The following is a 26809-nucleotide window of genomic DNA, read 5'->3' as shown; positions in this document are numbered from 1 at the left end:
TTTCCGATTTCGGTCATTCCTAAGATTTCAATGTAATTTAGAAATAAGATTGATTAACCATTTTAAGATGCTACCCATCCGCCATCAACATAAATGGTTTGCCCAGTTATATAATTAGAAGCATCTGAAGCTAAGTAAACAGCAGTTCCTGCAAGGTCTGATTCAACACCAAGTCTACCTTGAGGTATTCGACTCAGGATAACCTTGCTACGCTCTGGATCTTTGAAGAGAGGCGCAGTTAACTCTGTGTGAAAATATCCAGGAGCAATGGCATTAACCTGTATATGAGAAGCCCACTCAATCGCCATTGCTTTAGTAATTTGATCAACGCCACCTTTAGAGGCAACATATGGTCCCATATTAGGCAAGCCAATCTGGCTGCTTAATGAACATATATTAATGATCTTCCCACTTTTTTGATTCATCATGATTCGGGCTACTGCCTGTGATACAAAGTATGTCCCTCGAAGATTAATATTGATGACTTTTTCCCAGTCTTCAAGAGTCGTTTCCAAGATGGGGCCACGAATGTTAATACCTGCTGCATTTACGAGGATATCTATTTTTCTAAACTTATTTTTGAGGGTTTTCGTAAGAGTTAGAACTTCTTCATAATTAGACACATCAAGATTCATGACTGAAGATCTTAAACCTTTATTTTCAAACTCTTGTTGGATAATAGATAACTTTTCTATATTTTCAATTCCAGAAATCACAACTTCAGCGCCTGCTTCTGCTAAGGCTAAAGCTATACCTTTTCCCAAGCTTCCGGTCCCCCCAGTTATGAAAGCCGTCTTTCCAGATAAATCAAACAGATTTTTTGCTGTCATTCTTCGCACACTTCCTTTATTTTTAAAAGTGAATTTCTTTGATTAACAATTTCAATTTGTCCTATTTCTAACAAGCAATTGATAGATCACAATAATTTAACCCGTTTCCTCTTCTCCCTCACTGCGTATTTATCATCACTTTAATAACATGCAATTTCCATACCAACTTATATTTTTGGACTATACGAACGGGAACTAAAAATTCTATATGACATAATAAAAAATATCTATGTTACCTTTCTAATTTGTAAGTTTATTCAAGATGAAGGCTCTAAATTAGAAATGAAAAATCAATGGTATAATAAAAATTATATTTAACACTGTTTTTATGTTAATAAGGGGTGGGAAAATGAATCAATTATTAGACAACAAACTCGAAAAAAAATTAATAAAGATGACTAAGCTAGATACATTTATAGATATAATGGAACACGCGACTATGTTATTTCATGAAAATGGATCTTTGTTGCATTATAATGACCCAGCGAAAAAACTCTTTAATTTTAAAAAGGGCTTTTCTTTTCATGATTCTTCACTATTTTTTTTAAGTCAACAATTAGTAGATAATAATATAGATCAAATGGATAGTGAGTTTTCTATAAATGAAATCAATTATTATCGATCTGTACGGAAAATTAGCTTTAATGACGTTATATTTCTATTAGAAACTTTAGAGCCTTTGTATGTCTATCAAAGTAGAATGGAGAAATCTCAAACTGAAATTAATGAAATGGATATGATAATCGACTCTGTCCATGATGGCATATATATCACAGATGAAAAGGGGTTTACTCTTCGAATCAATAATAAATATTCCCAAATGACTGGAATACACAAGGAAGAGGTCATTGGACGTCATGTATCCGAATTAGTCTATAGAGGATATTTTGACAATTCCATTACATTAAAAGTACTTGAAAATAAAAAGACAGTTTCTATGTTACAAAAAATTAAAGATGGAGATCAACTATGGTTAGTAACTGGAAATCCAATTTTTAATCAAGATGGGGATTTAGTAAAAATGTTCAACACAGTCTATGATATGACTGAACTGAATCGATTAAGGGAATCTTTAAAAGCTCAAGAAATTATGAACAATAACCAAAAGGTAGAATTACAAGTTCTTCGTTCTCAAATCGTTGAGGTGCCAGGATTAATTGGCAATAGTCATACCATTCGTACCGTTAAAACAAAGATCAATAAAATTGCAGGCGTTGATTCTACAGTTCTACTTTTAGGCGAAACTGGATGCGGAAAAAATGTAGTAGCTAAAGCGATCCATCAATTAAGCAGTCGGTCATCCAAGCCTTTTATAGAAGTTAACTGTGGCGCTCTTCCGGAACAGTTGATTGAATCCGAATTATTTGGCTATGCAAATGGAGCATTTACAGGTGCTGTACGAGGCGGGAAAGCAGGGTTACTAGAGATTGCTCATGAAGGAACAATATTTCTTGATGAAATTGGGGAATTACCGTTACATTTACAGGTTAAGCTTTTAACTTTTTTACAAGATAAAAAAGTTAGACGAGTCGGGGGAAATAATTCAAATGAAGTAGATGTTAGAGTTATTGCAGCAACACACCAGAATCTCAAACAACTAATTACCGAAAAAAAGTTTAGAGAGGATCTTTACTATCGTTTATCAGTAGTGCCCATTAAACTTCCATCTCTACGAGATTATAAAGAGGATATTTATGTATTAACGAATTATTTTCTTAATAAGTATAATGATCAATATAAAAGTTCAGTTCATTTATCGAAGGGAGTTTACTTAGCGTTAGAGAATTATGAATGGCCAGGGAATGTAAGAGAATTGCAGTATTTAATAGAGCAGTTAGTGGTTCTTTGTGATGGTAATATGATTGACGTACATGATTTGCCTGACTATGTACATGATTCGAAAAACTCAACTATATCTAAAAATATCAAAAAACTCAAAAAACTTGATGACATCGTTAAAGATATTGAATTTCAAGTTATTAAAGCAACGTGGGAAGACCTTGGAGATGTTAGTCTTGTAGCTGATCGATTGGGTATGCATCGAACAACCTTAGTTCGCAAAGCAAAAAAAATAGGGCTCAATCTTATTAAGTAAATAAATACTTTTACTAACCCATTAGTAGCTTTAATGATGTATAGTGTGTGCGAAAATGCAAATTTGTGCATGATTGCAAAGATTAAATACCTTAGCAATTTAAGTCAACGAAATATAAACATCATTATATATCCATTAGTTAATAAGGTAGTAAAGAGTGTTTCTATATTGTTATTTTCGATGATAATCTACAAATAATCAGTCAATCAAAAAAATTTCGGGTGTAATAATTCCAATTGTAAAAGAGGTTCTAGTGTGAATTCGCACCAGAACCTCTTAAGTTTCGATTATAAAATTATATCTCTCTAAAAAAATATTTTTTATTTACATTGTCTGTTTTATATCATGATTATCATCTTTCGCTTGTCCTGCTCCTTTAAATTGTGAAACAGAAACAATAGCAATAATACAACAGAGAATGATGTACAGGCTGATCGGTGTTGTGCTTCCGAATTCATGGAAGAGAAAAAGGGAAATCATAGGAGCAATCCCTCCTCCAATAATAGAAGCCAATTGATAAGCTAATGATGATCCACTATAACGAAGGTGAAGTGGAAAATTCTCTGCAATCATGGCAGCTTGTGGACCATATACCATGCCAGGACCTATACCTGAAATCGCAATAGCTAGAATGATTAAGGAAGATACCCCAGTATTCAAAAGATAAAAGTAAGGAAATGCAAATAAGAGCGTGATTGAACTTCCAATAAAGTACATTTTTTTGCGGCCGAATTTATCTGATAAATAAGCAGAAAGAGGGACAACAAAAAGATATGCAACTGAAACAAGTAAAACGGTATTCGTAAGAAATTGTTTATCTAAATTAATTTGTTCCGTCCCATAAGAAATAACGAAAGTTGTAAAGAGATAGAAAGGTACTTGTTCTGATAAACGAGAAAAGGCAGCGAGCATAATAGTTTTTGGATGTTCTTTAATAACTTCCAGAACAGGTCGTTTAGCTACAAGATTTTCTTCTTTCATTTTTGAGAATTGTGGGGATTCTTTAATACCTAGACGGATAAAGAGACCAACACCTACAAGTAAAATACTTATTAGAAAAGGAATTCTCCATCCCCATGACTCAAAGCTATCACCAGTAAAAAATATACAAATTGAAACAACACATGTTGATACTAAAAGTCCAATCGGAACACCTAATTGAGTCATACTTCCCATTAATCCACGGTGTTTTTTAGAACTCCACTCTATAGAAAGGACAACTGATCCTCCCCATTCACCCCCAACACCAATTCCTTGAATGAATCTTAATAATACGAGGAAAACAGACGCCCAAATGCCAATATTTTCGTAAGTAGGCAACAGGCCTATTAGTGTACTACTAATACCCATCAACAGAAGTGTGATAACTAGGGTTGCTTTTCGTCCAATTCGGTCTCCGTAATTACCAAATATCATAGCTCCAATAGGCCTGGCAAGGAACCCAATAAAAAGAGTTGTAAATGCCTGCAATACGCCGATATAAGAATCAGATTCTGGAAAAAATAGCTTTGGAAAAACTAACGCTGCCATAGTTCCATATAGAAAAAAGTCATACCATTCAATAGAGGTTCCTACAATACTTGCAATCGCTGCTTTTTTTACTTGTTTTTTACGAAGAGCTTCATCCTTTTTCTCTTGAAAATCCATTTTATACCCCCAAAAAAATTAGTTAAGAAAGCGTTTCCAAACAATAATGCAGATATGTTAGCCTATTTTTATTATTAAAATTATGTTGTACAGGATGTTTGATTTCTAGCTCATTCAAATAAAATGAATGAGCTAGAAATTATTTAAACAACAATATTATTTCAGAAGAGATCATAATTAAAAAGTTAAATCTTTCACAGGAATATTATGTTCTTCACAGTAGTCGAAGTATTTTTTCATTCTATAGAAAATATCATCCTGTAATGTGACATTTCCATCTTTATCGAAATATTCAATGACCCCTCCTAAATTGAAAAGGGTAATCATATCTTCTCCTTCATCCACTACTAAGGTATGGATATCACCTGGCGGTTCATAAACAAAAGTACCTGGCTTGGCTATCCAGTCTCTTTCTAAATATCTCCAGGTTCCTTGAAGTGTATAGGCCAACACAGTCCCCCCCGTATGTCGGTGTCGCGCGTTGCCTTTACCTGCTTTAAATTTTGAAATATGAATCCAGTTACCTGTTGTTAAATCAAATCGGACCGGCTTAAACCAGACACCATCTGCTTCCGTAAAAGTTGGTACCCAAGGAATCTCATTAACATCAATGGCTTGATCCGGTAAATTATATTTCTCCGTAAACGCATTTAAATCTAATGTTGTTGACACATTTATTCCTCCTAATTAATCACATTTTGACAATATGTTTTGTCATTTATTAAGAATGCAATATTCGTGCCAACATATAATTTTATTGAAATTAAGTTATTTAAAAAGACAAACAGCAATTTTTAAAACTTTTTCATGTAAAAACCGTGCACATTCGCACGTTATGTGCAAATATGCACGGTTTGTGTCTGGTATAAAGACTGATTATTCACTAAAAACATAAAGAGGGAGTTTCTCTAAAGTTGTTAGCTTATGAAGCCAATCCAAATGGCTTATGGATGAATTATTTTTGATTTTGAATAGACATCACCCTTTGACGAATTTGTTTCTTTTTAAGTATATGTATGGCTTCTGTACCACACAGTATGTAAATAGCTGTACGAAGTAACTTCAATCCCAGCATAGAACGAATTAAACAGTGATCTTGCTCTACCTTATAATTGAGCTCTACTTAACTTGCCTGAATTTCTCCATGGTAGGGAAGAGGTCTTATCTGCTGTTATGACACATGAAACTGAAACATCAAAAAGCTACAAAGCTTCTTTGAAGAAGCGCTTTGCAGCTTTTTTGTCTCTTATTCTACTAAGATAAAAATCAAGGTGTTTTCTTCGTAATCGGCTATACGATATAGGTATATCTATTGCCCTTTACCTTAATATATATTTCATCGATTTTTCAAGAGCCATTTGTTACTTTAAGGTAATGCCTTACTCTTTTCAGCTAATTCTAAACGTATAATTTTTATATTTGGAATGGATATTCCCTGTGTCTCCATTATTTCAGCCAAAATACCCAAAACTCAAATTAACCCGTAGGCAACATTCTAACGTCGGCAAAATAATGTCAGCAGGTTATGTTTAATAGATTTCTTATACCAGAATCGTTTATTCCGACAACCATCGAGCAACATCTTTAGCATGATAAGTAATGATTAAATCACTACCTGCTCGTTTCATAGAGATTAGTACTTCTAACACTGTTTGTTTTTCATCAATCCAACCATTTATTGCTGCAGCTTTAACCATAGCGTATTCACCACCCACATTATATGTCACTATTGGTAGCTTAAATCTGTTTTTTACATCACGAATAATGTCTAAATAAGATAAAGCAGGCTTTACGATGATAAAATCTGCTCCTTCTGATACATCAGATTCAGCTTCACGCAATGCTTCTAAACGGTTTGCCGGATCCATTTGATAGGTTTTTCGGTCGCCGAACTCTGGACTTGATTCCGCAGCTTCACGGAAAGGTTGATAAAAAGCAGATGAATATTTTACTGCATAAGACATAATCGGTATATTTTCAAATCCAGCACTGTCTAAGCCCAATCGAATAGCTTTAACAAATCCATCCATCATATTAGAAGGTGCAATAATATCTGCTCCTGCCTGAGCTTGACTAATCGCGGTTTTAGCTAATAAATCTAAGGAAGGGTCATTTAAGACTTTTTCTCCTTGAACAACGCCACAATGTCCATGACTTGTAAATTCGCACATACAAGTATCAGCAATAACAATCAACTCAGGAAATTTTTCTTTAATTTGGCGAATAGCGTTTTGGACAATCCCATGATCATGATAAGCTCCAGAACCAATCTCATCTTTTTCTAATGGGATACCAAAAACAATGACAGCTTTAATACCTAATTCTACAATTTCACTCATTTCATCATTCAATAGATCTAAAGGAATTTGTTCTATACCAGGCATAGATTTAATCGGTTTTCTCTCTTCTCCGCCTTCAACTACGAAAAAAGGATAGATTAAATCTTCTCTGTATAAATGAGTCTCTCGAACAATCGTGCGCATGTTTTCTGAGGAACGTAGGTGACGGTGACGTCTAAAACTTAAAGTATTCATTTTTATTCCTTCTTTCTTTATAGATTAATTCAAGATTCTTTCACTCAATAATTTTTTATTACAGCATTAACTATAGAGTCTTCTTTTTCTTTAAACATTTGCCGTTATTGCTGTTTGTTGTAATTATAATTTTATGATTCTAGATAATGAAGAGTAGCTGTTACTTTCCCATGGTCTTGGACTATCTTCGCATGAAGGTTTTCACCAGTTAAAAATCTTAATTTGCGCGCTTTTTAAACTTAGATGAAGTTACATAATTTAATTTCCCAGTTCTAAATGGCAATTGTCTCCTTTAGCTAGTTGAATTTTAATTATACCTTTTACGCCTTAATGTCCTTAAGGTGTCTCATCATATACATTAAGACAAGGGCGACAATTAACAGGGAGGAAAGGCTGTACATCCCTCTGTAACCTGTTAAACTGGCAACACCACCAAGAATTGGAGAACCAAGGGCCATTCCTAAATCCATAGAACTAAGGGACATGGCATTGGCCGTCCCTTTTTTATCAGCAAATACCTTGCTTACAGCCCATGCTTGAAATGAGGGTTGCATGACACTGTAAGCAATACCGTAAAGTACGGCTGCAATGAAAAATGTCGTAAAGCCATGTGCAAATGCAATTAAGATCAAACCAATGATACTGCAGATACTTGCCGGATAAATTAAGTACTTATGCCCCATTTGATCATAAATTTTTCCTGAAAAGGGTCTAACTAATACGATGACAACGGCAATAATTAAAAAGAAGAGAGAAACTTTGCTACCTAAATGCTCTTCTTCCCCTAGACTATTAATAAAATTCACAATACCGGAATAAGTGCAATAAAAAAGCATGACTAAAAAGCATGGAAGCATAGCTCGTTTATCAAAAACAAAATCCATTAATGCTTCTTTTTGGGTCGGCGGTTCAGCAAATGACTGCGATTGTTTGATTTTGATAAAAAATGAAAAAACAAATGAGATTACTATTAGAAACATGGTTACAAAAAGAAGAAATTTAAAAGAGAATGAATGTAAAATTGATAGGGCAATCATCGGACCGAGAGTTGCTCCTAGACTTGTCGCCATTCCAAAGTAGCCAATCCCTTCACCCATTCGTTCTTCGGGAATCAAATTTGTTGCAAGTGTAGCTAATAGAGTTGTTGTAACTCCGAAGCCTATACCTTCTAAAATTCGTAGTGATATTAATAAAGGAATAACTTGTTGACCGTAACTAATCATGATACAAACAAGTACAAAAAGGAGCATAACGCATAGCCCCTTTTTGATATTTATTTTATGCATTAAAATTCCTGTTACTGGACGAGTTATAATCGCGGCCAACATAAAAGCTGTCGTCATAACGCCTCCTAAGGTTGGGTTGTGACTAAGTTTTGTAACAAAAATTGAAAATCCCCCTGTAAGCATCTGTAGACACAGGTAAAATGACATAGTTATTAAAATAATAAGGAAAAACTGCCACGTCCATAATTTCGATATTGGTGAATTCAACCTAAGAACCCTCTTTCTGCGTGATTAAAACTTATTAATTCTTTATTGATGACTCTAAATAATGTAACTGTATATGAAGAATTCTTCGTTTCTACTTTACAAGACGCGAATAAACATGTCTAATATATATATTATAAGTAATTAATACATTAAAAGTATTAAAAACAATAAGAGAGGGATTACAGTGGAATTACGTCATTTGAAATATTTCAAAACAGTAGCTGAAGAACTACATTTTGGCAAAGCTGCAGCCCGTTTAAACATGGCACAGCCGCCATTAAGCCTTCAGATCCGTAAGTTAGAAGAAGAATTGGGAGTCTCACTTTTCTATCGGACGAAAAGACATGTGGAGTTAACCAAAGAAGGGCAAGTGTTTTTAGAAAAAGTTTATCTGCTTTTCAAAAGTTTAGATGAATCAATCGAAACAGTTAGAATGGTAAGTCGAGGAGAGCTTGGAGAAATCATTATTGGTTTTTTAGCTTCATCAGCTTATGATGTTCTTCCAACCATCATAAAACAGTACAGAAAACAATATCCTTCTATTCATGTAGTTTTAAAACAACTTACGTCTGCAGAACAATTAAAAGCCTTACAAGAGGGAACTATTCAAATTGGGATAATTAGTGAACCCATTGAAGATGAAACACTTAATTTTGAAATAATTAGACGAGAATCTATGGTTGTAGCCTTACCAAAAGAACACCCTTTAGCTTTCAAAACATCCTTAATTGATCTTATTGAGTTAGCCAATGATCCATTTATTTTAATTGGAAGAAAATCAAACCAACATCATTATGATGGGGTGATTAACAGCTGTTATGAAGCAGGGTTTAGTCCAAACATTGTACAAGAAACAGCAGAAATGTCTACGGTTATATCTTTAGTTTCTGCAGGAATTGGTGTAGCTATCGTTCCTGCTTCCATCCAATTATTATTACAAAATGAAGTTATATATCGGGACATTAGGAATAACAAATTTAATACTGTAACGGCCCTTGTATGGGAAAGTAAAAATCAATCGTCAATAGTCAAAGCTTTTGTTGAATTAGTAAAAGAATCTGTCATTCCGATTTTTATTAAGTAGGATTGTTTTTGATATTATTTGAGTTCAAGCACAGTTTCTAATGAATTTATACTTGCACTTAAACTAGTCATTAGTTTAAGTACAAGTATATAAAATGAAAATGGTATATCCTACGTATGCCTAGTTACCATAATCGCCATTCCCGGCACTAAAAAAGACCTGAAACTTCAAGGTCTCTTATTGTTAGTTACTAATTTTCTTGAAAAATACGATTTCTATGTCCTCATCATCTAAATTATCAATACATCCACTTCTAACATAATTCAGTGAATTAAAGACTTTTTGCATTTTTTCATTTGATTTATTCGTTGATGAAAAAATTTTATTTGTGGGACAAACATTTTCTACATATTTCATAAGTGTTTTTGCAATACCTTGTCGTTGTAGTGTCGGGCGTACAATCACTAATTCTATGAACAAATGACCAAAGAAATGTTTATGATACACTAGAAAACCGGCAATCTGATCTTCTATTTGTCCTAAAAAACATCTATTCTGTTTAATGAACTCCCTTAGGTCTGCTTCTCTTTCTCTGTTACCGATAACTTCAGAATCAATACATACCAGTTTCTCTAAATCATTAAGTGTTGCCATTCTTACCTGCACCATTTTATCTTCTCCACTCTTATTAGTATGCTTAACTCTTATTATAGGTACCTCACTTCCACACTGCCAAGATAGCTTTTTATTTTGTTAACGATAATAATTACTTTAACATCTTATAATAGAATTAAATATTTCGTCCGTAAAAGTATACCTATTTAGAAACACGAAAGTCGGAGTAAAAGAAATAACTGTTAAATAATAATTGATATTCTGTGATTTAGAAGTATATACGTTGTAGAAAAATAGCGTATTTGTCGTCACTAAGTGTAAGTGATAAAACAATTATTTTTAGAAGATAGTTTATTCATTTACTGTTCTATATAAAAAAAGTATTATTTTTATTTTTGATTGAATTTTCCTTATTAAAAACACATCAACATTAAATAATTGTGAATTTTATGTTTATTTATCGCGAATACAAAAAATTCTCCAAAGGAAAGTAGAAGAGAGAGTGGTATATGATAAGAAGTAAAAACTTTATATCTATATAAGGAGTGATAAGTAACATAATTTCAAATAAATAATAGACAAAACTAAGTATAATTGTATATATAAACTAACTTTGTATTATGATACAGATATAAACTGTAATATATTGGTTATCGTTTTTTAGTTGACGATATATTTTAAGTGTGTTAAATTTTCCTTACACCTTTCAAGCGCAATATAAAACCTATTTTGCATTACAATATCGGGAAAAAGAGATTAACTAACTTTCATTTACAATAATGTTAATTATATTCACGTGGATACAATTGAAATATCCAAAATATATTTTTTTACACCAGTTAATCGGTTTTTGGCGATTAACAAATGTGTTTTATTTAAAGCTTGAAAGGATAGAGGTACCTTTTTAATTTTAGTGATATAGAATGGAATTAAAAAATATATAGGAATAAACCATATAAAAATTTTTAAATGTTAATATCGGTAAAAACCGATTAATACTCTGTATTGTGCTTGAAAGGTTCTATATTTGAGTAGTTAATGTTTGTAATAAATAGGTGTAGTTTTAACTGAATAAATGAAGTTAATCTTCATAATTTTAAGGAGTGTTATATATGAGTAACTATAAAGATATTCAAAAAGCAAGTAATTTCTTCAAAGATAATATACCTGACTTCACTATTCCGGTTGAAGAATTACGTGTGCAAGCTGAGAAAATGTATGGGAAATTACCAGTTGCTGATGATGTAGCAACAGAAAAAGTAGATATTAACGGAATGGAAGGCGAGTGGCAAATCGTTCCTGAATCTAAGGATGATCGTGTACTTCTTTACCTACACGGTGGAGGTTTCTTATTTGGAAGTATTGCATCTCATCGCGGAGAAACGAGTGAATTAGGAAGAGCAGCGAAAGCACGTACACTTGCAATTAACTACCGATTAGCTCCTGAGCATTCATTTCCTGCACCAATTGAAGATGCACTAAAAGCTTATACATGGTTATTAGATCAAGGTTATGATGCTAAAAATATTATTATTGCTGGTGAATCAGCAGGAGGAAGCATGACTGCTGGATTATTAATGAGCATTCGTGATACAAAGTTACCTCTTCCAGCTGGTGGTGTAATGATTTCACCTTGGATTGATTTGGCTCAAACTGGTGAAACTTATATAACAAAAGAAGGAATTGACCCAATGAATTCAACTGCAGGTGTTAAATATCTAGCAGAAACGTATTTAAATGGTACTTCACCAGAGGCTCCTTTAGCATCACCAATTTATGGTGATTTAAGAGGGTTACCACCAATCTATGTAATGGTGGGAGAAGTTGAAGTAATGTTAAGTGAGGCTTTAACATTTGTTAACAATGCTGCATTAGCAGGAATCGACATTAGATTTAGGTCCTTCCCTGGTATGGTTCATAACTGGCCAGCATTTCATTCTTTCCTAGAAGAAGGCAAGGAAGCTATTCTAAGTGCTGGAGATTTCATGAACGAAATCTTTTCAAAACAAACTAAATAAAAAAAGAGGAAAAAATGCCTGGATATATCTCCGGGCTTTTTCTACAGGAAGGTTAAATGTTAAATATGATAAACTATAAATACTATGTTTAAACGGTGACAAAAATATATTATATATTCGTTTATTCGATTTTATTTTTAGAAAGGTAGATAGCATATGGATACTTTAACTTTACCTGTGTTAAAAGCATTGTCTAATGAAACCCGATATAACATTTTAGAATGGCTAAAAGATCCGGATGAAAACTTTGAACCTCAAATTAATTTACCGAAAAACTCCGACTTTAAAGGGGTCTGTGTAAGTTCTATTAAAAAGAAAACTGGGATGTCCCAATCAGTCATTTCCGATCATTTAGTTCAGCTGCAAAAGGTAGGCTTAGTGGAATCGAAACATATTAGCCAATGGACTTATTATCGAAGAAATGAGGAAAATATTAAACGGTTCAAAGAAAAGATTCAAGTCGATCTATAGAAAAGAGCCATTCCTCAATCATTTCGCAGGAGTGTGCATAAAATGTCCAATTTATTTAGTCCATATAAAATTAAAAACTTAGAATTAAAAAATAGAATTGTCATGTCTCCCATGAGTATGTATGCTTGTAAAGACGGTTCTGGTCTTGTACAAGATTGGCACCGTATCCATTATCCTGCAAGAGCTGTTGGCGGAGTGGGACTTATCATAATTGAATCAACAGCAGTTACTAAACAAGGAAGAATGGGACCAACCGACCTCGGTATTTGGGAAGATGGGCAAGTAGAAGGTTTAAGGGACCTAGTCAATTTAATTAAAGGTCAAGGTGCGGCGGTAGGAATGCAATTAAATCATGCAGGCCGTAAAGCTAAAATCGATGATCCTATTGCGGCTCCATCTGCTATAGCCTTCTCAAAAGGTGGAAAAGTTCCTGAAGAGCTTACTAAGATACAAATTAATCAAGTAGTAGAGGCATTTGGTCAAAGTGCAAGACGTTGTACAGAAGCTGGATTTGATGTGGTAGAAATCCATGCTGCGCATGGTTACTTACTTCATGAGTTTCTTTCACCAGTTACTAACTATCGAACTGATGAGTATGGAGGCTCTCCAGAAGACAGATTTCGTATTCTGAAGGAAGTCATTGAAAAAGTACAGTCTGAGTGGATGGGGCCTTTATTTGTAAGGATTTCTGCAACTGATCAAGCAGAGAGTGGCAACACAATTGAAGATAGCATTGTATATGCTAAATGGTTAAAAGAGCTTGGAGTAGATTTAATTGATGTAAGTAATGGATTACTTACGCCTGCAAAAGCAAAAACATTTCCTGGCTATCAAGTTTTATATGCAGAGTCTATTCGCAAGGAAGCAGAGATTGCTACAGGGGCAGTAGGAAAAGTCATTCAGCCAGAACAAGCTGAAGAAATTATTTCAAATGGACGTGCCGATTTAGTTTTTATAGGACGTGAATTATTAGTGAATCCTCACTGGACATATTATGCAGCCAATCGTTTGAATTATGATTTAGAATTGCCGCAACAGTATTCATGGTCATGGATTAAAACGCTTTAAATATAAACAGCTGTTGGCAGAATTTCGAGATTTATTAAAGAAAATGCCCTTAATTTTTATTAATAACTATATAAAGTTAACCTATGTTGAAGTCTGTCCAGTGTAGATAGTTCAAAAAGGTATACATTTATGTACGTTATCGGAAATCATGTGTTAGAAGAACGTGTTGAAGGGGTACATATAAAAGATAGGGATAGCATCAGGAGGAGAAAATATGCTCGATAACTATGAACATTTCCTATTCTATAGGGAGGTTAAATGTCTAATTGCAGATTATGATAACTGTAGACATTTACCTACTAAGAACGAGTTGCATAATCAGATAGTACTTCTAACAAAAGTTCTTAAAAATGAATAAGTTATTATTATTCGAGCAAACTACCCAAGACGCCGTGAGGTATCATAAAATAGCTCTCCATTCCTTACGAGGATAGAAAAATCCACTGATTAGGTCCAGTGGATTTTTCTGTTTTTACGCTGTATATGGTATGCAAGGTTAGTTAACATAATGGATTTTCTAGGTGCTCTTTTGTTATTTATTGGTTATTTTGTTATATTATTTAATAGTTGCAAATAATGAAGGGGGACGAAGAATGAGTGTACTAATAGTAAGTATTATCATTATTTTATCGATCATTGCGGACTATTTTATTTTCGACTATGACGATAAAAGATGGGGCTGGCTAAAAGGACGTTCTAAACGTTTAAGAATAGGAATTATTAGTTGCTACTTAGTTATGTCGTTTATTATTTATTTTGCTTTAAGCCTTAAATATATTTCGTAAGGTTTAAAGCTCTTTTTATGAGGTGAAAAAATTAAAATTAAACGGGAGGTAAATACTTTGTTAACCTTTATAGCAGGATTGTCTCTTGTATGGGGAATTATTATTTTTTACTCATCTCTATTTAAAATGAAAAAGAATGATTACAAGAGTGAAAGCCCTATTGGAGTAAGTGGTTATATTGAGCTTGAAGTTTTAATTAAATTATGGAACAGGTTCCCAATGCGTATAGCAAAAACATTAACCATTCTAACAGGTTGTTCTTTTATAACTTTTGGAACACTAGCCCTGTATGCGATATACAAAGTTAGTTAACATAAGCAACATTATCGGAAATAAAAAAAGCTAAGAAATTAATCCTTAGCTTTTTTATTCTTCTCAAACCTATATTCATTACCCACAATTAAAGGTTTTCTAGCTCAATTCGATCTAATTCTTTTTGTCTTTTTTTCTTTAATTTTTCTCTACCTGATGCCCATATACCTAAGAATATAGTCAAACCTGCAATAATCATGAAAAACGAAGAAAATTTATCATATCCACTAACAAGTTTAGTGAAAAAGAAACTTATAAAAATTATGTATCCTGCTGGTAAGATTCCTCCAAGATAAGGATTGTTTCTAGTAGACAAATAATGTTGAGTACCTAACACAATAATTGTAATGAGAATCGAATTTAGATGGTCAATCATTTTATATCCTTCTCCCCTTTATATTTCTCAATTATAACTTTTGCAACGTCTAGACTGATGCGTTCATCTATAACAAAACTTTTAATCATATTTATAAATTCAACATCTTCTTCCTTACTATGTAACTCTATTTTTTTAATTAATCGATCTAATTTTGCCCTTACAGTTGGATAAGAAACATCGTACAGAGTAGACATATTTTTTAAAGAACCTGAATTTAAAATAAATTTTCTGATGAATTCTACAGATTCTTTATCCAAAGCCATAATCCACGAAGGAATTTCTTCTCTTTCCATAAAAAACCACCTCCTATATAAATAATATTAAAATAAAGTTAAATATTATTCAAGTTAAAAATAAAAATATTTAACTTTATTTTAAAAATATTTAATCAGCCATTGGTATTATAGATAATTATTTCACTATTTATACTATATATGTCATACACTTTTAGTTACCATAATGTGAATTATCGGAAATAATATAAAAAAAACAAACAACAATATTATACATTTGTGTTAATATATAGAATGTTACTTTTAGAAATTAATATTTTATATATTTGTTATGAAAGGTGAATTTATGTTTAACTCAATGAAAATTCGTTACTTCTTACTTTCAGGATTTGTTTTCTTTATTATTCTTTTCTTAGGATATTTCTTTATCTTAGGTAGACCTCAAGAAGATGATTCATTATTTGACATTATATTTTCTTATGGTTTGTTAGGGATTTTTCCTTTTATATGGTTTTCTTTTCATTTTAAAAAGCAAAAATACAAAGTTTCTTCTGTATTACACATAAAAGGAATTCATAAACAATTACCAACTATTCTAATATTAATATGTCTTTTAATTGCTTTTTCTTTAGGTGCGTATCGGTTAACCAATTACATGTTGTCTTTTATCTTTCCGGATTATGTAGCAGAGATGTTAAGTGAGGATGTTCCAATGCCTTCGAACAACTTCCAATATATTTTGTTAGGGATTAATATCTGTTTAATAGGTCCTATAGCTGAGGAGTTTATATTTAGAGGGTTGTTATTAAAACGTTTAGCTAAAAAAACAAACATAATAGCGAGTGCTATTATAACAAATTTAATATTTGGTCTATTTCACTCTGACATTATTGCGGCGTCAATGTTTGGATTTATATTAACTTTACTGTTTCTCAAAACAGACAACCTTCTAGTCCCTATTATTTCTCATATTTTGAATAATACAATCTTAATGGTTTTATCTATTTATCTACCGGATTCTCCTGAATTTACTAACATTATGACTATTGCTGATTTACATAATAAAATGGCTCCTAATTTAACCTTGTTAATTGTTTCTACAATTATGCTGGTTATATATATTAAGAGAAATACAAAAGTTTTAGCTAGAAAAAATAAGGTCAAGGGTATAAGATCCGCAGATTTGAATTAAAGAAAATTATCATATAGTTCGATAACAGGAATTTTTTTAGTGTATATCATATACAGAGCTAGTTTACATAAACACTCTTTCCGGAACACATACCAAAAAAGAACCCTTATGGGAGTAAGGGTTCTAAAAGGGTCACAATTATCAAATATGCAACTTTTTATACATCGTTGATATGAAAGCTTTTTTTAGTATAATGAATGACCTAAAAATGAATAAAAAGCGCACCTTTTATTCATATGCTCGTACAGAAAAATATAGTCTATAAGGTAAAAAATGTGTTATTATATGTCTGCACATGCATTTTATAGTAAAAAGCCACCTGTCCTGCAAATACTGGGTGGCTTTTTATTTTGCTTTTTTTAATAGAAGTTAAGTTACCTATAGAGTATAATTATGTAATATTTTTTATAGATTTAGGAGAGTGTACCGTATTGAATTCTTGGAGAGTAACAAAGTATAACCCTTTACATAGAAACAATGAAGGAAGTTACCTTTATGATGATTGGACTTCTTTTCATGAAGTAGGAGATAAGGTTAGTTTAGTCAATTATTTAAGAGTTGAAGAAGCTTACATTCAAGCGATTGTAGAATTTATGAATGATATGAATATCACTACAGTTTATATACATGCTTTAGAGCTTTCCTCAGATAGACTAACAATTCAAAATGAATATGATTTTACATCGGACCTATGGATTGGAAAAAGTATTTCTATTGAAGAGGTTAAAAAATTGGCCAAACTAACTCTTCGAGAAGAAGCCTGGTGTAAATTAGGAATTAAAAATCAATTTTTTGTTCATTTCGGATACGACTATTACATGTATATAGGGGCAGATAGCAATTGCTATGAAGCTTGTGAAAGCGTTGAATCATTGGGATTATATGTAGAAAAATTCGAATCACCTTATTAAAATAATTTATATCTATATTCAATACTTTGTTTGTTAAGTGGGTCAAAGCAAGTTGTAGTCAGTTAGTTATTTTAGGACCTCAAAGCTGATAGTGAAGTAATAAGTTAAATGGAAAATAGATAAAAATAAAGGAGATACTTCATGTCTGAGTATAGAGTTAAATTAAAGTGCATTCCATTTTTTGTGTTTATTATTTTGTTCCTGCAAGGCTGCGAAGACTCATTAAATAAAAAAAGTAGTCGTGAACAAGAAGAAACTACCTTAATAGAAGATATAGAGAAAGAGGAAGAGACCATGACAACCGTCTATGATAAAGCTAAATGGCATTATGAAGGAGATTTCCCGAGTAACTTGAGTGAAAAACAGGCATTCGTTCATACTGGAATGTATCTCGGTTGGATTATTGAAGAAAACTTATATAGCAAAGAATTTGAAGAAGAGGCTGCGCAGGAAATTATAGAGTTTAAACAAAAGAACATGACCGGAACTGAAATATATATGGAATGGGATGGCGTCTTTGCCAGCGATATGCTGAATGCGGAAGGAAAGGCCTTTACAACAGATTACTTTGATTTCGATAAAGGTACTTATTTAGATGATTATGAAGCTATATTTCCTCATATAAAATCCCTTTATGAGGTAGAAGATACGTGGAATAATTATGAGGCTATTAATACAAAGATTAATGAGCGTTTTGATACTTGGAAGCATACAAAAGAAGAAAATAAAGGTGATAAGTTATTTACGGTTGATTCATATATTGGTTCATTAAAGAAAACACTTGAACAAAATGAAGATAAGTTAATTAACAATATCGAAAAAGTACATACTTTTCATTATTATAAGGACATTGACTTACTGGACTTTGAAATCTTCATTCAGCCATTTGATTTGTCTATTAGGATGTTTTCTATGGACAATGAAGCGAATGAAGTTTTCTATGAAGGAAACAATCGTGCCATTTTTTCAGGTAGTTATGAGCTACTTGAAGAGTTTGAATACTATGAGCTAGCCGACGAGCATTCAGATGAGTTTTGGGATTTTTATGAACAAAATGAAGAAGAAATATCTGCTGCTGAGAAAGAATTGATTTCAAAATGGTTTATCACTTGTTGGAATAAAGCTGGCGATAATGGAATAAATCTGCCTGTTTATCTAGATTTTCATGATGATATAGAATCTTTTGATTTAAAGAAGAACGAATGGATCGATAGTGAAGACAAATGGTCTGACGAAAATAGCAACTAAATTCATTGTACACGTAAAAAGAAGCCAAACAATCGTAGTGGCTTCTTTTTAATATCAATACTCACATTCTAAAAAACAAAAAATTATATGTTCGCAAAAGTATACGTTTACGGACTTTTCGATGTTTTTGCAACACGTTTTATGTTAACTAAAGTTAAATATCACATCTCGTCTATAAAGGTAAAATACTTTTTATATGTCCATAAAGATTAAATTTATTAACTAAATAGACATTTGATCATTTGATTCTAGATAGTCTAAAAAGGTGTACCTTTTTAGGCTATTTTGTTGAGAAGCGATTATAAAATAAAAAAGCTTTACGAAACCTTTCGCAAAGCTTTTGTCACCCTCTATATTATCGTATTACTCTTCCTACTTCTTCTATACTTAAACCGGTAAACTTTGCAATATCATCCAAAGTCATACCATTCTCATACATGCTACGAATCAACTGGATTTTCCCTTTTTCCAATCCCTTTTCCATACCTTCTTCTAGCCCTTCCTCACGAGCATGGGCTAGTTTAGCTTGTTCATCAAGTAGCAATTTCTCACGCGCTTCATATGCGCTTCGGAATGAAGAATCATGACTCATATTTTCCCATTTATCCATCGCTTTTTGTAGAATTGGATCTTGATTCATCGCAATCTCCTCCAATGTTTGAGTTAAATATTCATCTTCATGAGCTGGTAATAATAATATCCAACGAACGAATGCATTTTCCCATGGGTTGACTTTTTCTTCCCTCCACTGTTTCACAAGCTTTGGAATTTCCACAAAATGAATTTCAATATCATCGCTTAAAACACGTTGCTTTGTTGTGTCCCACAACTGACCTGTCGTTTGAAATTCTTCATCTGAAGAGAATAAAATGAAATCCAATAAATTAATGGTGATGGTTTTTCGTAAAGCACGATAAGGCATCCCTTCTTGCATTTGTGACGTATATAATTTACTCCAATAATACAAAGAACGCTTGACCATATCATGCGTATTACGAAGTTGAATCTCGATATTCACTTGTGTTCCGTTATCCAATGTAGCTAGTAAATCTAAGATAGATAACTTGTCATCTTCATAAGCCTTGTGAAGGTGTGGGTCTTCCAATTGAAGAGACTTAATGGGTGCTTCTAGAGACTTTTCTAAAACAGCGTTTAAAAAACCTGTTAAGATGTCCTCGCTACCTTTGGTACCAAATAATTGTTTAAAAGCGAAATCAATTCGTAAATTTACTAATTTTGTGGACATGAATTCCTCTTCCTATCTTTCTTATTTCTTACCCCTATTTTATAAGATAGCAGGATGTGTTTGCAAATGTAGAAACGAAAACCAACCAGTGTTTATGATTATATCTGGCCAAAATCTCAATCAAATGACTACGATATCCATTCCTTAAACCTTCTGAACTACCGACTGTGGTAACTCAAATAGAAAAGCCACTAAAATTGGGATGCTGATCAATTTTAGTGGCCTTTTCATTTAAAAATCGTTATATTCTTCTAAGTCATCATCGTCTAATGAGCCAGATATATTTGCTAAATCTGCAACCTTTCCTTCTTTCAGTTGGGGAACCTTTGAAGGCTCTTCTTCTTTGAAGGAATCGTTTCCTACGAAACCCGTTGTTTTTGCTAATGTTTTTAAATCAGCTAATTCATTCTTGATATGTTCAAGCATTTCGTAGGTTTTTTGGTCTTGAATTGCTTTTCTTTCAGTAGATGAACCGTCTAGGTCACGTAGAATTAAGGAGGAAATATAATCCCCTAACTTACGCGATTTAGCATATGTAGCTAGTTTATTATAAACTTCATCACTCAATCGATTTGTCTTAATGGTAAACGCATTTTGACGCTCTGACATCCCTATCACCTACGTTGTTAGGATTTAACGGCTTTCTTCTCTACTGCTTGCTTCTTTTGAACGTAACCAATACTACGAATCTCCAAGCCGAATAAATTTAAATGGCGGCTATCTTGGGGAACCTTATGATACTTCTCCGTACGTTCTTCCCCAATTTTTTCGCGCATACTATTCATGATCGCTACTTCTAAAGTGGGAGCTACCCCACCACAGTACACATACTTACGTAGTTTATTCGCTGGTGGTGGTGCGACATCATTTAATTTAGCCAATAAGATTTCCACATATTCTCGTAGTGAAGATTTGATGGTACTTGTTAAATCAATAGATTCACCTGTGTTCTCGTTTTTTAATACAAACTTTTGCTTGCTGTAGTTATCGAGAATAAATTGATCAAAGGCACGTAAGTCTGTAAATAATTCTAGAAATTTCTCTTTACGCAATTTATCAATATGCGCTAAATAAGGAATGCCTTCAATGCTTTGAAATGATTCGCGGCTATTCGCAGCTTTCAACCCTTCAGGTAGAATAACCACATCAATGGAACCACCGCCTATGTCCACCATGACTGTTTCACATTCTACATACTCATTCGCATCTTCCCGATCTTGAAGCGTTAAGTCTTTTTTTAACGCAAAACGTGCACTTTCTCCCTCTTTTAAGCATGCACTTTCTTCCACTAATACTTTTAGAGTATTTTCAAAACCAGGCGTATGCACGGTAAACGTATGGTCGCCTAAGAAGCGATTAGCCATAGCTTTTTGAGCCGCCCCAAATGTGCTCTCTTTCTTAAGAAGCCAGATTGGTAACATGGTAGAAAAATAGTCAATTTCAATTGTAGTGTCCTTTTTATTTTTTGCATGTAACGCATGGTAATACGCAATGGCAGCTAAAAAGGTGATGTATGGAATATGACTTGTAATTTTATTATGTAATTTATTAATGTGATTGTTGGCCAGCAATTGACTAGCTGCAATGTCACCTACTAAGAAATAACGCTCCTTCTCTTCCCCCTCAATGGTTGTAGAAAGTAAAATGCGTTTCTTGAATTCTTCTGGAGCTGTAACTGCATCTGTGAAAAAAGAGTCTGCAGCTTCTTTTTGAAGTTCAACTACATTCGTTGGAAAATCAAATAGATATCCATCCATAATGTTCATATCAACAGAGTTACCGCAATCTTTATTAAAACGTGAAATTTTCATTTATAAACACCTCTTTTTTAAGTTGAACTTATATTCAACTTATTGTACTTGATATAGGATAAATATTCAATATGTGGGAGCAATTTAGTTATCTACAAAACCTTACATATATCAACAATTATTCAAATTAAGTAGAACTTGTATCTACAAGCAATATTCAGATTCAATCCTTATGTACCTTACTTTATATCATCAACATAATAAGAGCCTGCATCAAAAATGATGCAGGCTCCCCTCTCTTACAATAAAATAATTCTCATGTTCAATTGCCCTTTTGAGGCCCTTTCGTTACGTATAACGGTTCATAACGAGAGTACCATTCGTTAAATCACAATACCTACTTGTCAATTGGGGTAATACATTTGCTGAAGTCGCTGTTACGTCTTTCAAAACCGAACCAGTCCCTTCATTAAGCTAAGTATTTAACCTTTCACAGCATTCAATTCTACATGATATTGATACTGTACTATATGTGTACCACATCTTTTAGAATTAAAACATACCGTATTTTATTCAATTTCCTTTGGTTGTACTTTACAATAAAAATGCTTTTTTTTCATTATAGGTATTTAGATAAGCATTCATAATTAGTTTTTTACTCTCCTAATTCTATACCTTTCTGCTTTGTCTCCTCTTTTAGATTATATAGAGGTAATATAAAAAGCAAACCTATAATAAACAAGACTGCTGCTGCCTCAAATATAGCAACTAATGAAAACTGCTCTTTTAGAATACCAGCTACACTCATCGTCAATACCATGGCTCCTGTAAAAAGAGGACTTAGAATCCCATTGACCCTGCCAATAAAAGCAGCCTCCGTTCTCTGTAAGATCATCGTATTGATGCCGATCTGAATGCATGGTAACATGAGACCATTTAGAAACTGAGCTCCCAGCGTCAGCCATAGATTTACTGATAATCCCATTATGGCAAACCCAATTGCATTACCAACCATTCCAAATGCCAGCAGCCTTTGCGGTGCTACTGTTTTGGCAAAGATCATTACTACTGCTCCTCCTAAGATCATGCCAATTCCATTAGCTGTAAGTAACCACTGGAGATTTTCTTTTGCTAAACCCAACTGCTCTGTTACAAGAAAAATGGAGAGAGGCTGAATAAACCCTATTCCTAGTCCAGCTGCTAAAAAGCATAGACCTAACAGGCTCAACTCTTTCTTCCCCAAAACATACTTAATACCACTTTTCATTTCACTTAGCAGTGATGTAGTCCCACTCTCTTCTTCCATCTTTCGGTCGGAAGGTAGAAAAGTGAGTGCTGCTGCTGATAGTAAAAAGGCTGTACCTGTGATGGCAATGGAGAGATTTATACCAAAGGCTTGAAAGGCAAATGTCCCTAGTATTGGTCCTAGAACCATGAATATCGCAAAGACCGTTTGATAGACTGACATCCCTACCTGCATTTGCTCCTCCGGTAAATGCATTTTAAACAGTTTCATCCCTGAAGGCTGGGAGAATTGGGAAAGGATTGCAGAAATTAAGGTGGCGAAAAAAACAATGTGCCAAGATCCAAGTATAAGCGTGACAAGCACAGCAAATACAGATATTGCACTTAAAATATCACACCACACCATGGTACGTTTTGGACGCCAGCGATCTGCAAATGTTCCGCCAATAAAAGAGAAAATAAAAATTGGTGCAAATTCTGCTACAGATATCAAAGATACTGCAAATGGGTCGCCGTTTGTCTTCTCCATTATGAAAAGAAGTACAGCAAAATTCCTAACCCATATTCCTATTTGCAAGAATACCCCAGAGATAATAATAGCTTGAAAAACACGGTTTCCAAACAACTTTGTTGAATGGTTTACGGGTAATTTCTCTTCCAAAACAAAAAACCTCCTGCGTATTTTCTGAACAGGAGGAAGTACAATACAACAACAATATTGGCATGACATTCCGAAAGAAAGGAATACAATGATCAATTTGATTTGTATGTAAAAGTACAGTCTAATCCTATTCAGAAAAAACCATCGTATTATTTAACGAATTTTTTCTTAGAAAATAGGATTAATTAATCATTGTTTCACGTCCACCCTTCCTTTTTTTACTAGTAATAGGATAATTTATTATTTGTAATAAATCAACGCTTTTAGAACCCGAAATTTCTACAAAATATTCGTTTCACTCATCATCAATCTATTAAAAATAAATAACTATTTTTTGGGAAGGTTTCTTCTATTAGATATTAAAGAGAGATAGCTTACAGTAAATTATCTACGTCTGTCAGGATGATTGCTGTAAATACAGATACTGCATTTGATGCTTCATTTTTTTCTTAATTCGGTAAAGCGCATTATCTACTGTTTTTTGAGAAAGATGTAGGTCCTGAGAGATTTGCATATACGTTTGTCCCTTCATATATAGAGCGAATACATCTTTTTCAATAGGTGACAGTATTTCTTGTAACCTCTGTTCCCTTTCTCTTTTATTTTCTTTTTCCACGGTAGCTTGTTCGGGGCTTACAGCACGTGGGTGAGGAAGCATCTCCATAAGAATCAAATCGTCTTCCAATCGCTTTGAATTCTTAGGTATGTTTAAAGAGATGGCATTGTTTAAGGGGGAATGTTTTTGACGAGCACTTGCCTTTATAGCTGTAATGAGTTGACGTGTAATGCATAGATCAGCAAATCCCCTAAATGAACTCATCCCTTCGGTTTTAAAATCGCGAACAGCTTTATATAATCCTATCCTTGCTTCTTGTAAGAGATCTTCTCGATCTCCTCCTAGTAGGAAGTATCTTTTTACCTTTGACCAGACCAAATACTCATATTTCTTTATGAGCACATTGAAAACACCTTCGTCGCCTTTTTGAAACGCTTGAACAATCTCTTCATCATTTAGGGTCGTCTTTTCTTCTCTTGTTTCTACACCTGCTACCATGTTCATCTGCGCTCCTCCTCTTGTTTTATGCTTTTGTGTACTTTACATTATAAAAAAGAGAAGGTATAAAAAATGTCGAAAAAACAAAGAGTAGAAAGAATATTTAGGGAGAAAGAAGTAAGACATTACATCAAACCTTATATCATGTATATGACCTATATGATAAGAACGATTTTTAATCTTGTTTACAACTTTAAAAAAGCCAACAGGTGTTTTCTCCCACATTTTACTCGTTGCTACTGGATCAAATACTTCAATATAGCTATTGTGCAAATAAGCAAGTTTGTTGTAATACTTATTGATAATAATCAAATCTTAATTCGTTGGTTTGCTTGCTGCTTCTTCCCTCCTTCCACCTTCCTAGTATGAAAAAAGAAGACGCCTCAACCTTTATTTCGTCTTCAAACTTTTGCTTTTTTTAACGTTCCATTTCTTGTGTTGCATTTCTTTTATTTGTAGAATATGCTCTATTATTCCGTGCAAAAAATTTCATGCATCCATTTTGTGATTTCTCTTTTCTCCCTTTGTCATAATCCTTTTTCGCTCTCAGCACCTCCCACCTTTTTAAGCTCACTTTTAAAATTCTTTGGAAGAAATATTCTTTTCTTTCGTCACCTCATCCATTTTTTCAACAGCAATCAGAATGATACTTTGTAAAAACATATCTATGACATTCGTTCCTTTCCTGTAAATTGTGCTTCACCACTACAAAAGAGAGAAGAGCATAAGGGGTTTTTGCCCCCACCATAGGTGTGGGGCTAGGCAGAGCCTAGCAAAACCGTGGGTACAAAGAAAATCGCTAAATGTCCCCTTTACGTCCCCTTTTTTTGGTGTACGTCCTTTTTACGTCCCCTTTTAAAATCCCGATGTCCCCTTTATGTCCCCCTGTTTTGGAGCCATGTCCCCTTTGCGTCCCCCTGTGTTTTTTCACTTCATGGCTAAATCCTGTTGCTTTTTATTCAATTTTTGGAGCTTTTCTTGTAAACTTTTTTGTTCATCTTTATAGAGCTGAATGCTTGCATCACTCGATTGAATGGCATCCTTTTTCATCGCAATTTTTGATTCCGTATCGGCTTTTTCCTCCTGTACTTGGTACTTCATATCACGTTGTAATTCGTTCATTTCTTGTTGCGTTTGACGTTTATGTTTGGCTTCTACCTTAATTGCCTTTTCATAGTTTTTCATTTTCTCTTTAACAAAATCTTTTTCCAAATCATTGACTAAAAGCACATAATCTTGTTTGGTTTTTATTCCTTTTCCTTCTTCACTTTTTGTTTTTCGTTGGTCAGAATAGAGCGTTGTAATTAACGCATGAGCATCTATTTCTTCTGTTGAATCTGTTTCTGAATCACTCGTTACATCATCTACGTTTACCGTTTCTTTTTCTTCATTCTCTTGGTATAGATCAAAGGCAAGTGCTTCCCAATTTGGAGATAAATCGCTGATTCTTACCACATAATAGCCATCATCTTCATGCAATAAATGAACAGGTAATTTGATGTTTGGATTCGCTTTTTCTTGTGCAACAAAGCTTACTTCTTCTTCATCTGTTTGATCCATTTTGATGACCATATCCAGTGAGCTATTAGCCGCATGGTACACACGATTTTCAATGGTTACGGTTCCTGTTATGTTAGAAGAAACCGCCTCGTATAGATTTATAGTTAGTTTTTTAGCGCTAGTAAAACTTAAGTTAAACTTATTGCTCACTTAATATAGTTTCTTAATAACATCTCCCTCTTTAGTTAAACTTTAGTTAAACCTAACATTAATTAATCACAGATTTATAGTCAGATTTCTAAAGTGTAGTTGAAGATAAGTTCAACTTAACAGTTACTTACTATAGATTCACAGTTAGATTTCATCTCTTTAGCCTTCTCCAATCCAAACTTAACAGTCGCTTACTATAGATTTACAGTTAGATTTCATCTCTTTAGCCTTCTCCAATCCAAACTTAACAGTCGCTTACTATAGATTTACAGTTAGATTTCATCTCT

The 26809-nt window shown here is 33.4% G+C and carries 23 protein-coding genes and 2 pseudogenes; 10 read left to right on the top strand and 15 right to left on the bottom strand.

The window, feature by feature from the left end:
* Positions 1-62 precede the first annotated feature (62 nt).
* Complete coding sequence (locus ACFX40_RS25075) at positions 63-830, bottom strand: glucose 1-dehydrogenase (protein ID WP_377256878.1); 768 nt, start codon at positions 828-830, stop codon at positions 63-65.
* A gap of 349 nt (positions 831-1179) precedes the next feature.
* Between ACFX40_RS25075 and ACFX40_RS25070 the strand changes: the two genes are divergently transcribed.
* On the top strand, positions 1180-2925 hold the full coding sequence (locus tag ACFX40_RS25070) for a sigma-54 interaction domain-containing protein (protein ID WP_377256875.1): 1746 nt from the start codon (positions 1180-1182) through the stop codon (positions 2923-2925).
* Positions 2926-3249: 324 nt separating this feature from the next.
* Here the strand turns inward: ACFX40_RS25070 and ACFX40_RS25065 are convergent, their stop codons facing one another.
* From ACFX40_RS25065 to ACFX40_RS25045, 5 genes and pseudogenes are all read right to left on the bottom strand, one after another.
* Positions 3250-4572, bottom strand: a complete 1323-nt coding sequence (locus tag ACFX40_RS25065; protein WP_377256872.1) for an MFS transporter — start codon at positions 4570-4572, stop codon at positions 3250-3252.
* 177 nt (positions 4573-4749) lie between these two features.
* Positions 4750-5244 (bottom strand): 2,4'-dihydroxyacetophenone dioxygenase family protein, encoded by a 495-nt coding sequence (locus ACFX40_RS25060; protein WP_162215350.1) that lies wholly within the window; start codon positions 5242-5244, stop codon positions 4750-4752.
* Positions 5245-5527: 283 nt separating this feature from the next.
* Positions 5528-6086, bottom strand: a pseudogene (locus ACFX40_RS25055) (DDE-type integrase/transposase/recombinase).
* 42 nt (positions 6087-6128) lie between these two features.
* Positions 6129-7106: a porphobilinogen synthase gene (hemB, locus tag ACFX40_RS25050; RefSeq protein WP_377256869.1), complete on the bottom strand. Its 978-nt coding sequence runs from the start codon at positions 7104-7106 to the stop codon at positions 6129-6131.
* A gap of 320 nt (positions 7107-7426) precedes the next feature.
* A complete protein-coding gene (locus ACFX40_RS25045) occupies positions 7427-8539 on the bottom strand; it encodes an MFS transporter (protein WP_377257054.1) in 1113 nt (370 codons plus the stop codon).
* Positions 8540-8783: 244 nt separating this feature from the next.
* Here ACFX40_RS25045 and ACFX40_RS25040 point away from each other — a divergent pair, with 244 nt between their 5' ends.
* Positions 8784-9683 carry a LysR substrate-binding domain-containing protein gene (locus ACFX40_RS25040; RefSeq protein ID WP_377256866.1) on the top strand — a complete coding sequence of 300 codons (900 nt, stop codon included), beginning with the start codon at positions 8784-8786 and terminating at the stop codon, positions 9681-9683.
* Positions 9684-9866: 183 nt separating this feature from the next.
* Here ACFX40_RS25040 and ACFX40_RS25035 read toward each other — a convergent pair whose 3' ends face one another.
* On the bottom strand, positions 9867-10292 hold the full coding sequence (locus ACFX40_RS25035) for a GNAT family N-acetyltransferase (protein WP_377256863.1): 426 nt from the start codon (positions 10290-10292) through the stop codon (positions 9867-9869).
* A 1058-nt stretch (positions 10293-11350) separates the two neighbouring features.
* On the opposite strand from ACFX40_RS25035, the gene ACFX40_RS25030 reads away from it, so the two are divergent.
* The 5 genes from ACFX40_RS25030 (at position 11351) to ACFX40_RS25010 (ending at position 14892) form a co-directional block, all read left to right on the top strand.
* The gene (locus tag ACFX40_RS25030; protein WP_377256860.1) at positions 11351-12256 is read left to right on the top strand and encodes an alpha/beta hydrolase; all 906 of its coding nucleotides are present in this window, start codon (positions 11351-11353) and stop codon (positions 12254-12256) included.
* 156 nt (positions 12257-12412) lie between these two features.
* Positions 12413-12727 carry an ArsR/SmtB family transcription factor gene (locus ACFX40_RS25025; protein WP_097825324.1) on the top strand — a complete coding sequence of 105 codons (315 nt, stop codon included), beginning with the start codon at positions 12413-12415 and terminating at the stop codon, positions 12725-12727.
* 42 nt (positions 12728-12769) lie between these two features.
* Positions 12770-13795, top strand: a complete 1026-nt coding sequence (gene namA / locus ACFX40_RS25020; RefSeq protein WP_377256857.1) for an NADPH dehydrogenase NamA — start codon at positions 12770-12772, stop codon at positions 13793-13795.
* Between the two features lie 593 nt (positions 13796-14388).
* Positions 14389-14580, top strand: coding sequence for a hypothetical protein (locus ACFX40_RS25015; protein ID WP_043981794.1), 192 nt, complete (start codon positions 14389-14391; stop codon positions 14578-14580).
* A gap of 57 nt (positions 14581-14637) precedes the next feature.
* Positions 14638-14892 (top strand): hypothetical protein, encoded by a 255-nt coding sequence (locus ACFX40_RS25010; RefSeq protein ID WP_377256854.1) that lies wholly within the window; start codon positions 14638-14640, stop codon positions 14890-14892.
* Between the two features lie 88 nt (positions 14893-14980).
* Here the strand turns inward: ACFX40_RS25010 and ACFX40_RS25005 are convergent, their stop codons facing one another.
* Together ACFX40_RS25005 and ACFX40_RS25000 are read right to left on the bottom strand one after the other, a co-directional pair.
* Positions 14981-15268, bottom strand: coding sequence for a hypothetical protein (locus tag ACFX40_RS25005; protein WP_074895554.1), 288 nt, complete (start codon positions 15266-15268; stop codon positions 14981-14983).
* Entirely contained in the window at positions 15265-15564 is a 300-nt protein-coding gene (locus ACFX40_RS25000) for a DUF2089 family protein (protein ID WP_074895555.1), read from the bottom strand. The genes ACFX40_RS25005 and ACFX40_RS25000 overlap by 4 nt, the downstream gene beginning before the upstream one ends.
* Before the next feature lie 286 nt (positions 15565-15850).
* On the opposite strand from ACFX40_RS25000, the gene ACFX40_RS24995 reads away from it, so the two are divergent.
* The 3 genes and pseudogenes from ACFX40_RS24995 to ACFX40_RS24985 form a co-directional block, all read left to right on the top strand.
* The gene (locus ACFX40_RS24995) at positions 15851-16696 is read left to right on the top strand and encodes a CPBP family intramembrane glutamic endopeptidase (protein ID WP_377256851.1); all 846 of its coding nucleotides are present in this window, start codon (positions 15851-15853) and stop codon (positions 16694-16696) included.
* 350 nt (positions 16697-17046) lie between these two features.
* Entirely contained in the window at positions 17047-17607 is a 561-nt protein-coding gene (locus tag ACFX40_RS24990; RefSeq protein ID WP_377256848.1) for a hypothetical protein, read from the top strand.
* A gap of 294 nt (positions 17608-17901) precedes the next feature.
* Positions 17902-18324: pseudogene (locus tag ACFX40_RS24985) on the top strand (DUF7832 domain-containing protein); the annotation flags it as partial.
* An 886-nt stretch (positions 18325-19210) separates the two neighbouring features.
* On the opposite strand, the gene ACFX40_RS24980 reads toward ACFX40_RS24985, so the two are convergent.
* The 6 genes from ACFX40_RS24980 to ACFX40_RS24955 all read right to left on the bottom strand — a co-directional run bounded on the left by ACFX40_RS24980 (position 19211) and on the right by ACFX40_RS24955 (position 26522).
* Positions 19211-20101: an Rpn family recombination-promoting nuclease/putative transposase gene (locus ACFX40_RS24980; protein ID WP_377256845.1), complete on the bottom strand. Its 891-nt coding sequence runs from the start codon at positions 20099-20101 to the stop codon at positions 19211-19213.
* A gap of 231 nt (positions 20102-20332) precedes the next feature.
* Positions 20333-20710: a hypothetical protein gene (locus tag ACFX40_RS24975; protein ID WP_377256842.1), complete on the bottom strand. Its 378-nt coding sequence runs from the start codon at positions 20708-20710 to the stop codon at positions 20333-20335.
* A gap of 17 nt (positions 20711-20727) precedes the next feature.
* Entirely contained in the window at positions 20728-21912 is a 1185-nt protein-coding gene (locus ACFX40_RS24970) for an Alp7A family actin-like protein (protein ID WP_016766092.1), read from the bottom strand.
* A gap of 595 nt (positions 21913-22507) precedes the next feature.
* A complete protein-coding gene (locus ACFX40_RS24965; RefSeq protein ID WP_377256839.1) occupies positions 22508-23758 on the bottom strand; it encodes an MFS transporter in 1251 nt (416 codons plus the stop codon).
* Between the two features lie 397 nt (positions 23759-24155).
* Entirely contained in the window at positions 24156-24818 is a 663-nt protein-coding gene (gene sigH, locus ACFX40_RS24960; RefSeq protein WP_016766094.1) for an RNA polymerase sporulation sigma factor SigH, read from the bottom strand.
* Between the two features lie 921 nt (positions 24819-25739).
* Positions 25740-26522, bottom strand: a complete 783-nt coding sequence (locus ACFX40_RS24955; RefSeq protein WP_377256836.1) for a hypothetical protein — start codon at positions 26520-26522, stop codon at positions 25740-25742.
* Positions 26523-26809: the final 287 nt, after the last annotated feature.

The sequence above is a fragment of the Priestia sp. YIM B13552 genome (assembly GCF_042787775.1).
Classification (GTDB): Bacteria; Bacillota; Bacilli; order Bacillales; family Bacillaceae_H; genus Priestia; species Priestia megaterium_E.
The sequence above is the reverse complement of the archived record's forward strand: the minus strand, read 5'-3'. Positions and strand labels throughout refer to the sequence as shown.